This is a genomic window from Granulicatella sp. zg-ZJ (assembly GCF_010892355.1).
Classification (GTDB): Bacteria; Bacillota; Bacilli; order Lactobacillales; family Aerococcaceae; genus WM01.
Window position 1 is genome coordinate 1 of the sequence record NZ_WNJY01000036.1, and the last position, 12,603, is coordinate 12,603.

The following is a 12,603-nucleotide window of genomic DNA, read 5'->3' on the forward strand; positions in this document are numbered from 1 at the left end:
TGAGTCAACAGGAGTACCTCAACTTACAGTTCCGCAACTTGCGAAATACAAAATATTTTTTCCAAAGTCACTTGATGAAGAAGAAAAGATAGGCTCATATTTCCGAGATCTCGACCACCTCATCGCCCTTCATCAGCGTAAATTAGAAAAGTTAAAAAATTTAAAAAAAGCTTATTTAAACGAGCTATTTGTTTGATACCAACGTGTGTATATCGTGTTATTTAGTACTGAAAAGGAGATAGATGAAATTGACAGATAAAAATGGTTCTGAACGAGAGTTTCAAAATAAATTTGTAGAAGAACTAAAAAAATATAGATGGCAAGCACCGGACAAATTGAATGGAAATTTGCATAAGGTTACTGTTGATGATTTAATAAACAATTGGCGTGAGGAACTTAATCGAATAAATGTAGATGTGTTAGAAGGTGTTGCCCTAACAGATGCAGAGTTTGAACAAATTATGTCCAAAGTCAATCAAATCTCTAATAGTTATGAAGCTGCAAAAATTCTTTCTATGGAAGGTTCAATAGGAAAGATTGACGGCATTTATCGTGATAAGCATCCAGATGTTACTAAAAAGCAAATTACATTGACGATATTAAAGAAAGCACAAGTAAGCGGAGGTGATTCTAGTTATCAAATAGCTAGAGAGGTATCAACTAGTAATAATAATCGTTTTGATATTGTTCTTTTAATCAATGGTTTACCGTTAATCAATATAGAACAAAAAAGAAGTGATAAAACCTTAGATGAAGCATTTGGACAGTTTAAAAGATATTATCGAGATGGTGAATATACGAATAATTTTATGGCCTTTTCACAAATGATGGTCGTAACGACGGAGATTGAAACGCGTTATTTTGCAACGCCAAAAACGATAAATGATTTTAACCAATCATTTGTTTTTCATTGGTCGGTTACAAAAAAAGATAAAAAAGATGGTCGACATTTAGGGCAACGCATCTTAACAGACTATAAAGAAGTTATTGAGCATTTTCTAATGGTGCCAATGGCACATCAAATGGTTGGAGATTATTTGATTATTGATGAAGATCCAGATAATGAGGAAAATAGACGGCACATGTTGATGCGACCTTATCAAGTATATGCTTTACAAGCTGTTGAGAAAGCTACTTTTGGATGGGATAATGCTGAAGGAAAACCACATGGTGGTTTTGTATGGCATACTACTGGATCAGGTAAGACAATTACGAGTTTTAAAACAGCTCAATTTTTATCCACACGAACCGAATTTGATAAAGTTGTTTTTTTACTGGATAGACGTGATTTAGATGAGCAAACGTCAAAAGCGTTTAAAGCTTATTCAACGTATGAATCTGTTGATGTCGATGATACGAGAAGTACTTATCAATTAAGAAAACAAATGATGAGTTCTAAAAATGGTATAATTGTAACGACGACGTTTAAATTAAGTTTCTTAGTAAAAGAGTTAATTACAGCACAAGATAATACTTTAGCAGACAAAAAAATAATTTTTATTATTGATGAGGCACATCGAACAACCATGGGAGAAATGATGGGAATGATTAAAGATTATTTCTTTAAAAATGCATTATTTTTTGGATTTACAGGAACGCCTTTATTTGATGAAAATAACGTTAAAGGAAAAATTAATCAAAGAAGTGAAGTCATCAATACGACTGAAAAATTATTTGGTCCATTATTACATCAGTATACGATTGATGAGGCTATTAAAGACGGTAATGTTTTAGGATTTCATGTAGATTATATCAATACAGGTGAATTTATTAGTTATGAGAGTTTACGAGATGAGCTAGTTGAGAAATTAGTAGTCATGAATACTGAGTGTAGTAAAAAGGAAATACAGCGTAAAGTCCAATCATGGTCAGAATTAGAAGTTGAAAAGAATGCTGTAAAAGAAGGTATTTTAAAATACCAAGATAAAACACATATTCCTAGAGTCGTCTCAGAAATTCTTTCTGGGTGGAAAGAACAATCTAGAAATGGAGAGTTTAATGCTATATTAACTGTTGCTTACAAAGATCGTGTGATTGCTTATTATCATGAATTTAAAAAGCAAATTAGTGAAAGATTTGATGCGAATGAGCATAGACCAAATATTGCGATGACATTTAGTTTTGGGAATGAGAATGATGTTGAAAATATGGCGATTGATGTGATAGATGAAATGTTTGAGGATTATGCGAATTTTACAGGTATTCAGTTTTTAGCGGGAGATAAGCGGAATGGTGAAGATGCTTATTTTGAAGATTTAACATACCGTGCAAAACGTGGTGGAAGTGGTAGAAATCCAAAAAATATTGATATTGTCATCGTTGCGGATCAATTACTAACAGGTTATGATGCAAAACGAGTGAATACATTGTATGTAGATCGACGACTTGAATTGCAAGGACTTATACAAGCCTATTCTCGTACAAATCGTGTTTTTGGTGCCTCTAAGGAATTTGGAAGTATTATTAATTTTCAATATCCTAGAATAACAGAAGAAATTGTAAATGAAGCTATTCGTTTATATGGAAGTGGTGGTAAGAACAGTTATGTTCTTGTTGAAAAATATGACGATGCTGTTATTTTATTAAGAAAGTGTATGGATGATTTGATTTTATCATTACCAAATCCAACAGAATGGCCAACTATACAATACGATGAAGAGAAGAAAAACTATTTTAAAAAAGTATTTGAATTAGCGAATAAGCAACTAAATCGTGTGAAGCAATACTATGAGTTTTGTTGGGATAATGAAACATTTGGTATTAAGGAGAATATTTTTCAAAACTATGTAGGTGCGTATAAAAATTTATTTCTACGTACTTCTCATATAGAAGTGGAAGAAATACAGGAACTGTTGGGACAAACAAAATTACAAGGGACACAAATTATTGATGCTCAAAATATTTTATCATTTATTGATAAAAAAACAGAGAGTGAAGATGGTTATAAAGTTGTAAATGATGGGAATCTTGTTTTAATTCTTGAGAAAATTGAAGAATTAAGCAATAAAGGGGAATACGATTTGGCAGAATCTTTAAAATTATTTGTTCAGAATGAATTAAAACCGGGGCATCTAGAAGTAGGTGTAGATTTTGATACGGCTTTTAGAAAATGGCAAGAAGAACGATGCTTTGAAGATGTTAAAAAATTTGCTTCTGAATGGGGACTTGATAGTGAATTACTTGAAAAATCATTAATGGACTATAACGTAAAGAAAAAGGATGAAATTCCATATTTATCAAATTTGATTAAATCGTTGGACGAAACAAAAGCAACCAATGAATTTGCAGGTAATAAAATAACATTATCCTTGAACGTACATACAGCTTTAAAACAATGGATGCCTGAAATAAAACAAACTTATAAATACTGAAAAGATCAAGAATATTCTTGGTCTTTTTGCTGTATCTATTTTTTTAAGTGTTTTATCATAAATTTTTTCTAAATAATAGCTATGCAAAATTTTTTTACTTTATACGTTCTCATCATTCTTCATTCAGCATAAGGCATAGATAGAAAGGATTATTATGAACAAAATGACAAAAGAAACGTTATTACATGAATATTTTCAACAATGGATAAAACTTTTTAAAGAGGGAGCTGTTCGTTCTGTTACACTTGAAAAATATTATAATAATTATCAGCATTTAAAAAATATTGTTCCAAATCTTAAATTATGTGAACTAGATAGAACGGCTTATCAGCAAATACTAAATGATTATGCTCAGATGCATGAAAGGCAAACGGTTATTGATTTTCATCATCAGATAAAAGGTGCTATATTAGATGCGGTAGATGAAGGTTTCGTTTATAGAGATCCCACTCGAAAAGTTATTTTTAAAGGAAAGGTTCCAAGAGCGAAAAAAATGAAATATTTGAATCAATTTGATTTACATAGTGTGTTATCAGATTTGAATTTAGAGTATAAAATAAATTGGGATTGGCTCATTTTGCTTATTGCTAAAACAGGGTTAAGATTTTCAGAAGTGTTAGGCTTAACACCGTCGGATTTTAATTTTTTACAACAAAACATCTCTGTGACAAAAACTTGGGATTATAAAGGTAAAGGTGGATTTTTACCAACTAAAAATAAATCGTCGGTTAGAAAAGTGCAAATTGATTGGCAATTAAGTATGCAATTTCAGCAGTTGATAAAAGATTTACCAAAAGATAAACCAATTTTTGTGAATGGTCCCGTTTGCAATTCCACACCAAATAAATGGTTAGAAAAGCATTGTAAGCGTGTAGGTGTACCGGTTATTTCAATACATGGATTAAGGCATACACACGCCTCTCTTTTAATGTATGCGGGTGTATCTATTGCCAGTGTTTCAAGACGATTGGGGCATTCTTCTATAACAACTACACAAAAAGTCTATATGCATGTTATATCAGAGCTTGAAAATCAAGATAATGATATTGTCATGAGATATTTGGCAAGTTTAACTTAGAAAGACTGCTTTATGTTGATGAAGAAGATGAGAGTATTATGGAGTTTGATACATATTTGATTATAGTAGAATAATCTAAATAAATTCAAAAAGAGATATTCGTATGCTATAATTTGAAAGACTATTTTTAGAAAGTTGGAATAGTGGTAAAATGATGTTCAGTGAAAGGATATAGAGAGTATAGAAATTACCAAACTTTCCAAATATAGATGGTTTATGATAGACTATTACTAGGAGGCAATTATGTTATCAAAAGAAAAATTAAATCGAATAAATGAATTAGCAAAAAAATCAAGAGAAGTCGCTTTGACAGAGGAAGAAAAGGCTGAACAAAAAGCACTTAGAGAAGAATATTTAGAAGCATTTCGTGGAGGAATGAGAAATCATATTGAAGGGTTGAAAATGATTGATCCAGAGGGTAATGATGTTACACCAGAAAAATTAAAACAAATTCAAAAGGAAAAAGGTTTGCATGGACGTGACAAAGAGTGATTTATTGCAACAAGTAAGAGAGATATATGCGAAACATCTTCAAATGCCTTATATTTCACCTGAGCGTGATTTACAAGCTTGGTTAAATGAAGTGTCTGTATCGTCGGGGAAAATTGTTCCTAAGCGAAATATGGAGCGTTTAGATAATGGATTATTACCGGGGCATATTATTTTGTTGTGGCGAGTGAATTTTGGAACATATACGACAGATACGGTTATTTCAAAATATTTTGAGCATACGTATGGGATTGATGCCCAAAAAGATATTCACTTGTTAATGGAACAAGGTCTTGTTGAAGAAGAAAGTGCCATTGTATCAACACGCCATTTAACAAGCGGTGTGTTGAAATCATTTTTAAAGGAAAAACAAGTCAAAGGTTTGTCATCTTTAAAACGAGCAGATATTGATGAGGCAATACGCACACATTTTAGTGAAGAAGAACTGACAAAATTATTTGCATTAAGAGGCTATACATTAACGCAAAAAGGACAGGAAACATTGAAGTGTTATCCAGAAGTGGTTGACAGACATCCAAAGAAAAAATTCTAATTGAAAAAAGATGTTATTTTTTGTAAAATAGAAAAGAACGTTATAGAAAAGAGGAGAGAGTATGGATACAATATGGGTTGTTTTAATTGCATTTGCAGCAATGGCATTAGGTGTTGTGGGTGGCTTCTTCTTAGCAAGAAGAACAATGATTAAATATTTTGAAGAAAATCCGCCAATGGACGAAACTATGGTACGTACAATGATGGCACAAATGGGACAAAAACCATCTGAAAAGAAAGTGCAACAAATTGTACAATCTATGAAAATGCAAAGTAAAAAGAAAAATAAAAAATAATAAAAATACTTTGTCAAATTGTGTTGGTTGGTTTCACCCACCAACACAATTTATAATATAACTCTTGATGTGATAAGTTACATCAAGAGTTTTTTGTTTAATTTTTTTGATAGGTAAAAAGGTGTATAAAAAAGGGAGTGACAATACCGTTTGTCACTCCCTCCTTAAAATTTAACTACCGTAACTCTGCATCTAATACATCAAAAATAGCATTGATTGATTGAGAGAAATTACTTTGTTCTTCTTTTGTGGTGATGTATATAGGTGTTCCAAAATTTACTTTTGTTTTTTTTCGTTTTAATAGGTCTTTAAATGAAAATGGTCCTTGGTAGACACATGGGATAATTGGCACTTTCGCTAGACGAGCAATCATAGCAGCACCTTCTTTTGCTTCGGATGTATGACGAGAGCCACTTGGGAAAATAACAAGCCCTAGTTTCCCTTCTTTTAAATGAGTTACAGGAATTTTAATAGCACTAGGTCCAGGGTTTTCTCTATCTACTGGAAAAGCATTCATACTTGTAATCAACCAGCGTAATGCAGGATTTTTAAAGAGTTCTTTTTTTGCCATAAAACAAAATTGTTTAGGACTTGCTGCTAAGGCTAAGTAGATAGGATCTAACCAACTACGATGAGGTGAAATTAAAATATAACCTACATTTTCGTTAGGGTCTGGTAAATTTTGTTTGTTTTTAATGAGAGTAGTTCCATTTAAGATAATTAGTAAAAATCGTGCAATACCACGAATCATTGAGTATAACATAAGACGCTCCTTTTTATGAATGTATTGATAGTATGACAAAAAATATCAGTAAAATCAAGTCAAAGAAAAAAGTGAATATATAGAATTATTTGACAAGGTAGTTCTATTACTCTATACTCTTTTTATAACAAATGTTTACTTTTTAAAACGTTTGTTTATAGATAGGAGGGATTTTATGAACTACTTACCTTTAGTTGGTATAGTGATTATTTTATTAGGTTTTATTTTTAAATTAGATACGACAGCAACAATTATTGTATCGGCTATTGTGACCGCACTTGTTGCTGGTATTAGTTTAGACGGAGCAATTACAGCTTTAGGAGAAAATTTTGTGAAAAGTCGATTGGTAACAATTTTGATTTTACCTGTACCTGTTATTGCACTTGTTGAAAAATATGGTTTAAAAGAACAAGCAAGCCAAATCATTAAGAAAATGAAAAAATTAACAGCACCTATTTTCTTATTTGTTTATTTTATTATTCGTCAAATTACAGCTGCAACATCTATTCCATTTGGTGGGCATGCACAAGTGGTACGTCCGATTGTTTATCCAATGGCAGAAGCGGCTGCTGCAAAAGACGGTGAATTAACAGAAGAAATTTCTGAACAAATGAAAGCTAAATCTGCTGCTGTGGAAAATATTGGTAATTTCTATGCACAAAATGTCATGTTAGGATCTGCTGGTGTATTATTGATTTCTAAAACATTAGAAGAATTAGGGTATAAAGCACCAACAAATGATATTGCACAAACAGCATTGATTATTGCTTTTGCTTCATCTGCTGTAATGCTTTGTACAACATGGTTATGGCAAAAAGCACTGAAGAAAGGAGGAAAATAATCATGAAAAATATTTTTTTAGAGTTAGCGTATATACTGATTGGTTTCCTATTCTTTCTAAATGCCATTCAAACATTTAGACATAACGAAGAAAAACAAATAGGTACTAGCTTATTTTGGGCAATTTTAGGATTTACTTTTGTTTTTGGGAATAGTGTTCCTTACATTGTGACGGGTGGATTATTGATTATCTTAGGTGTTTTAACAGCAACCAAACAAGTGTCTGTTGGGAAGTTTAAAGCTGTTGAGGATAGTGTAAAAAAACAACGTTCAGACAAATATGGTATTCTTGTCTTTTTACCTTCTGTTTTATTAGCCTTTGTTGCATTTTTTGTTGCTTTTACAACAAATTTAGGCGGACAAGTCGGCGTAGTGATCGGATCAATTGTTGCGTTTTTAGTATCCTTACTTTTATTTAAACCAAGTTTATCAGAAGTACACGAAGGAACATCACAATTAACACAACAAATGGGTGTGAATATTTTTCTACCACAATTATTAGCAGCTTTAGGTAGTATTTTTGCTACTGCTAATGTGGGAATGATTATTTCAAATGGTGTGGCTTCAGTTGTTCCTGCAAATAACCGTTTAATTGGTGTGATTGCTTATGTATTAGGTATGGTCATTTTTACCATTATTATGGGGAATGCATTTGCTGCCTTTACAGTGATTACGGCAGGTATTGGTGTTCCGTTTGTTTTTGCTTTAGGTGGGAATCCAGTGCTTATTGGAACAATGGCAATGACAGCAGGATATTGCGGAACATTGTTAACACCAATGGCAGCAAACTTTAATAGTATGCCTGCTTCATTATTAGATATGAAAAATCAATATGGTATTATTAAAGCACAAGCACCAATCGCATTAGCAATGATTGTTGTGCATATTGTGTTGATGTACACATTAGGATTTTAGGAGGAAAACACGATGAAAATTTTAGTGACAGGATTTGATCCATTCGGCGGTGAAACAATCAATCCAGCGTGGGAAGCTGTGAAACAGTTACCAGAAACATTAAATGGTGCAACTATTAAAAAAATACAAATTCCAACAGTGTTTCATGATTCAGCAGATGTTGTTTTTAAAGAGATCGATACATTTTCTCCAGATGTGGTATTGTGTATTGGTCAAGCAGGTGGACGTGTTGGGGTCACGCCTGAAAGAGTTGCTATTAATGTTGATGATGCACGCATACCAGATAATAAAGGCAAACAACCGATTGATGTGTGTATTCAACCAGACGGTGAACCAGCATATTTTTCAACTTTACCGATAAAAGCAATGGTCAATAATATGAAAAAAGAAGGCGTTCCGTCAAGTGTATCAAATTCAGCAGGTACATTTGTGTGTAATCATATTATGTACCAAGTATTGTACTATTTGTCTAAACATTATCCAGAAAGTCAAGGTGGATTTATTCATGTGCCGTTTATTCCAACGCAAGTGGTGGATAAACCAACAGAGCCGTCTATGTCTTTAGACGATATTGTAAAAGGATTAACATCATCATTAAAAACGATTGTAGACTACCATGGAAAAAATGACGATAAATTAGTTGGTGGGCAAACTCATTAATGTGTAAAAGGTTTCTAGTTTTTGTGCTAGGAACCTTTTGCTATAAGGTAATACTTGATTTATACTTTAAATTTGATAAAATATTAACATATAATCTATAAAACGAAAGAAGGAAAGTACACATGAGCGATGGTTCGTTACCCGCCCAGATACTACTTATTATTATTTTAACAGCGATAAACGCACTATTTTCAGCGACAGAGTTAGCGTATGTATCGTTAAATGTCATGAAAATGAAGCAACTTGAAATAGAGGGCAATAAAAAGGCAGAAAAAGTGATGCGATTATTAGATAATTCGGATGACTTTTTAGCGACAATTCAAGTTGTGATTACATTTGCAGGATTTCTATCGAGTGGTTCTGCCTCACTTAGCTTTACGAAATTGATTGAACCATATTTGGTGAGTTTTGCTGGTGAGTTTGGTGTGACATTATCTGTTTTAATCGTGACTGTCATTTTATCATATTTAACACTTGTGTTGGGAGAATTGTATCCAAAACAAGTTGCGCTACAAATGCCTGAAAAAATAGCATTGTCAACAGCAGGTTTTGTGATGTTGACACAAAAATTTTTCAAACCATTTGTTCGCTTATTGTCATTTTCAACAGGTGTTTTGAAAAAAATTACACCGATTGAATTTAAAAACGAAGAGGAAAAATTAACACGTAGCGAAATGAAAGCATTATTAGACAATAGTCGTAATGATGGTGCGATTGACTTAGAAGAGTTTTCTATGATGCAAGGGGTACTATCTCTTGATACGAAATTAGCACGTGAAGTAATGGTACCTAGAACAGATACATTTATGATTGATATTGAAGATGATATGAATGATATATGGACATCTATTTTAGATAATTCTTATTCTCGTATTCCTGTTTATGAGGGTGACAAAGATATGGTCATTGGTATCTTGCATGTAAAAGATATTTTAAAAACAGCTAAAGTAACGGGATTTGATAGCCTTAATCTTCGTGATTTAATGAATGATGATCCATTATTTGTACCGTCTACTATTTTTATAGATGATTTATTATTAGCTTTTAGAAAAGAACGTCAACACATGGCTATCTTAAAAGATGAGTATGGTGGTGTTGAAGGGATTGTGACAATGGAAGACTTAATTGAAGAAATTGTCGGGGAAATTGAAGATGAATCTGATGAAGAAGCAGATTTATATAAAAAATTATCACATCGTGTCTATAATATAGACGGAATTATGCCGATTGATAAATTTAATGATGTTTTCCATTTAAATATTGAATCTGAAGAAATGGATACAATGGCAGGATTTGTTTTAGAACAACTTGGCTATTTACCAGAAGATGATGAAAAAGATGTACGAGTTGACTTAGAATCATGTATTTTAAAACCCGTACATATTGAAAACGGACGTATCCGAAGTATCAATGTTATTTTAAAAGATAAAATTGAAATTGAGGTTGACTAAAAAACCTTGACACATTGGCTAGCCAATGTGTCAAGGTTTTGATTTTAGAAGTGATGGGAGATATATATGGTAGGAATTGGAACAATCATCAATGCGATTTCAGTTTTGTTAGGGGGTGGAATAGGACTTCTTCTAGGAAATCGTCTACCCGAAAGCATACAAAAAATATTAACACAAGCAATGGGACTATCTGTTTTATTTATTAGTATTGCAGGTGCTATGTCACACATGCTTGTATTAACAGATAAAGCACTTTTGACAAAAGGAGGTATGCTAATCACAATTTCCTTAGCCCTAGGTGCTATACTTGGTGAATGGATAGATATTGAACGACACATTGTCTTATTTGGTGAGAAAATTAAACAAAAAGTCGGGAATACGCAAGATAATTTATTTGTTGAAGGATTTGTTACAGCCAGTTTTACTATTTGTATTGGTGCAATGGCTATTGTAGGGTCTATTCAAGACGGATTACTGCACGATCCAACGATGCTATTTACAAAATCTGTTTTAGACGGTGTTATTTTAATTGTCTTTGCATCGGTATATGGAATAGGCGCTATTTTTTCTATCATACCTCTTGTATTGTGGCAAGGTATAATTACGTTGTGTTCAAGTTTAGTGCAACAGTTTTTAACACCTACTATGATAGATAGCATTTCATTAGTAGGGTCTTTACTGATTTTTTGTGTTGGTGCTAATTTATTTTTTAATATGAAAATAAAAGTAGCCAATCTTTTACCGTCACTTATTTTTGCGATTATTTTAGTGCATGTCATTGGATAATGGTATTTTTAAGAATGTAAGAAGACTATTGAAACAAAGGGGGGTGAGTTATCATAAGTCAAATTACTGAATATTAAAGAGTGTTCCATATAAAATATAAATTTTTTAAGAGTTATTTAGTTTTAGTAACGGTATTTTTTGGATTTAGTCAAATGAATAGTACTTTTGCGGAAAATACAACTAAGGATATTTTAACTGAAAAAGTTGACAGTCGAGATAAAACAAAAAAATTATCAGGTGCTTTTTTGATGTACTTACCAAAAAATGAAAAAGTAATATATACTATTGTTGTTTTTAATTTTTGAAAGTTTATACTTGTAGACTCTTAAACTTTTTTGGTGTCTGAATAGTTCGCTTTTTAATTTATTTCTTTGCTATTTTTATGAGTAAGTCAGTTAATGTGTAAAATTGTTTAATAAGTATTTTTTATTTGTTCATGTTCTTCTTGTGTAACATTGCAGCTTATTGTTTTATTTCTTAATCGTCCTGTTGTAACCTCCTTTTTATGATGATACATGACTTATAAATAGAGTAGATGAACGTTCGCTTATCGTCCTAATTTGAAAAAGTGCTAAGACTTTAACCATTTTAGAAATTTTATAATCAATTTATAACTGCGATTATTAAATTGATTACTTCAGTTATCAAAGTTTTTTTGTTTTTTTTCGTCTTTCATTAAGTCTTTTTTAGGTGTACATTTTTTCTTTCACTTATACTTATATGACTAATTTAGGTTTAAAATAAGATGAAAAAAGCAAAGAGAATTTAACACGATTTATCATAGAACTAAAAACCGGAACGAATGATAACATACATTCGTTCCGGTTCAGACTGTTGACAATATATCTAAAAAATCCAACGTATTTTTCAAAACTGGAAAAATACGTTGGATTTTGCATTTAAAAATGATAAATAAAGAACTATATTGTAAAAAATGGCTATCTCTCGTGAGCAGAATTGCCATTTTTTTCATGTTTTGGGCAGCACAAGATAACCAAGTGTACTGCTGCATCTTGGCTACTCCTCTATATTGTGCAAACCGATACCCATGATTTTGTTTAGAGTCTGCAAAGCTACGCTCAATCGTTTCTTTCCGTCGTTTATATAGTGCTTTCCCAAACGTAGATAATCGACGTTCACGACATCTATCGTATACATCAGCATCTATCGCTCGACGTAGTATCCGTTTATTACTGTTATCGCTTATACGATACTGCTTATATCCTTGTCTATCAATGTTTCTGTAGGTGTAAATTTCTCCCGTACGTGTATCCGTAAAACAATCTCTAGATGAATCATAGCGAAAAAACTTATGGTCAGGATTGCGATGAAAACGTCTATACCCAATCACAGAAAATATCTTTTTCTCTTCTAAAAATTTTAAAATGTCTTTTTTATAATA

General features: G+C 32.0%; 14 protein-coding genes. 12 read left to right on the forward strand and 2 right to left on the reverse strand.

The genetic code is table 11. From position 1 onward, the window contains the following. The 6 genes from GMA11_RS08455 to GMA11_RS08480 all read left to right on the forward strand — a co-directional run. The coding region (locus GMA11_RS08455) for a restriction endonuclease subunit S (protein WP_205422924.1) at positions 1–196 on the forward strand (196 nt) is incomplete at its 5' end. A 46-nt stretch (positions 197–242) separates the two neighbouring features. Further along, on the forward strand, positions 243–3,371 hold the full coding sequence (locus tag GMA11_RS08460; RefSeq protein ID WP_163546718.1) for an HsdR family type I site-specific deoxyribonuclease: 3,129 nt from the start codon (positions 243–245) through the stop codon (positions 3,369–3,371). Positions 3,372–3,525: 154 nt separating this feature from the next. Continuing rightward, positions 3,526–4,449 carry a site-specific integrase gene (locus GMA11_RS08465; RefSeq protein ID WP_163546719.1) on the forward strand — a complete coding sequence of 308 codons (924 nt, stop codon included), beginning with the start codon at positions 3,526–3,528 and terminating at the stop codon, positions 4,447–4,449. Positions 4,450–4,692: 243 nt separating this feature from the next. Next, positions 4,693–4,941: a DUF896 family protein gene (locus GMA11_RS08470; protein WP_163546720.1), complete on the forward strand. Its 249-nt coding sequence runs from the start codon at positions 4,693–4,695 to the stop codon at positions 4,939–4,941. Further along, positions 4,922–5,491: a hypothetical protein gene (locus tag GMA11_RS08475; protein WP_163546721.1), complete on the forward strand. Its 570-nt coding sequence runs from the start codon at positions 4,922–4,924 to the stop codon at positions 5,489–5,491. The genes GMA11_RS08470 and GMA11_RS08475 overlap by 20 nt, the downstream gene beginning before the upstream one ends. Positions 5,492–5,552: 61 nt before the next feature. Beyond that, on the forward strand, positions 5,553–5,786 hold the full coding sequence (locus tag GMA11_RS08480) for a YneF family protein (protein WP_163546722.1): 234 nt from the start codon (positions 5,553–5,555) through the stop codon (positions 5,784–5,786). Between the two features lie 175 nt (positions 5,787–5,961). On the opposite strand, the gene GMA11_RS08485 is transcribed toward GMA11_RS08480, so the two are convergent. Continuing rightward, the gene (locus GMA11_RS08485) at positions 5,962–6,549 is read right to left on the reverse strand and encodes a 1-acyl-sn-glycerol-3-phosphate acyltransferase (protein WP_163546723.1); all 588 of its coding nucleotides are present in this window, start codon (positions 6,547–6,549) and stop codon (positions 5,962–5,964) included. A gap of 175 nt (positions 6,550–6,724) precedes the next feature. Between GMA11_RS08485 and GMA11_RS08490 the strand changes: the two genes are divergently transcribed. The 6 genes from GMA11_RS08490 (at position 6,725) to GMA11_RS08515 (ending at position 11,506) form a co-directional block, all read left to right on the forward strand. Continuing rightward, positions 6,725–7,390: a 5-oxoproline transporter, DUF969 family subunit gene (locus tag GMA11_RS08490; protein WP_163546724.1), complete on the forward strand. Its 666-nt coding sequence runs from the start codon at positions 6,725–6,727 to the stop codon at positions 7,388–7,390. 2 nt (positions 7,391–7,392) lie between these two features. Next, entirely contained in the window at positions 7,393–8,304 is a 912-nt protein-coding gene (locus GMA11_RS08495; protein WP_163546725.1) for a DUF979 domain-containing protein, read from the forward strand. A gap of 12 nt (positions 8,305–8,316) precedes the next feature. Then, entirely contained in the window at positions 8,317–8,964 is a 648-nt protein-coding gene (gene pcp / locus GMA11_RS08500) for a pyroglutamyl-peptidase I (protein ID WP_163546726.1), read from the forward strand. 122 nt (positions 8,965–9,086) lie between these two features. After that, positions 9,087–10,415, forward strand: coding sequence for a hemolysin family protein (locus GMA11_RS08505; protein ID WP_163546727.1), 1,329 nt, complete (start codon positions 9,087–9,089; stop codon positions 10,413–10,415). A gap of 66 nt (positions 10,416–10,481) precedes the next feature. Continuing rightward, a complete protein-coding gene (locus GMA11_RS08510; RefSeq protein WP_163546728.1) occupies positions 10,482–11,201 on the forward strand; it encodes a DUF554 domain-containing protein in 720 nt (239 codons plus the stop codon). A gap of 152 nt (positions 11,202–11,353) precedes the next feature. Further along, complete coding sequence (locus tag GMA11_RS08515) at positions 11,354–11,506, forward strand: hypothetical protein (protein ID WP_163546729.1); 153 nt, start codon at positions 11,354–11,356, stop codon at positions 11,504–11,506. A gap of 521 nt (positions 11,507–12,027) precedes the next feature. Here the strand turns inward: GMA11_RS08515 and GMA11_RS08520 are convergent. Next, positions 12,028–12,603: transposase (locus GMA11_RS08520; protein WP_205422925.1), on the reverse strand; the 576-nt coding region annotated here is incomplete at its 5' end.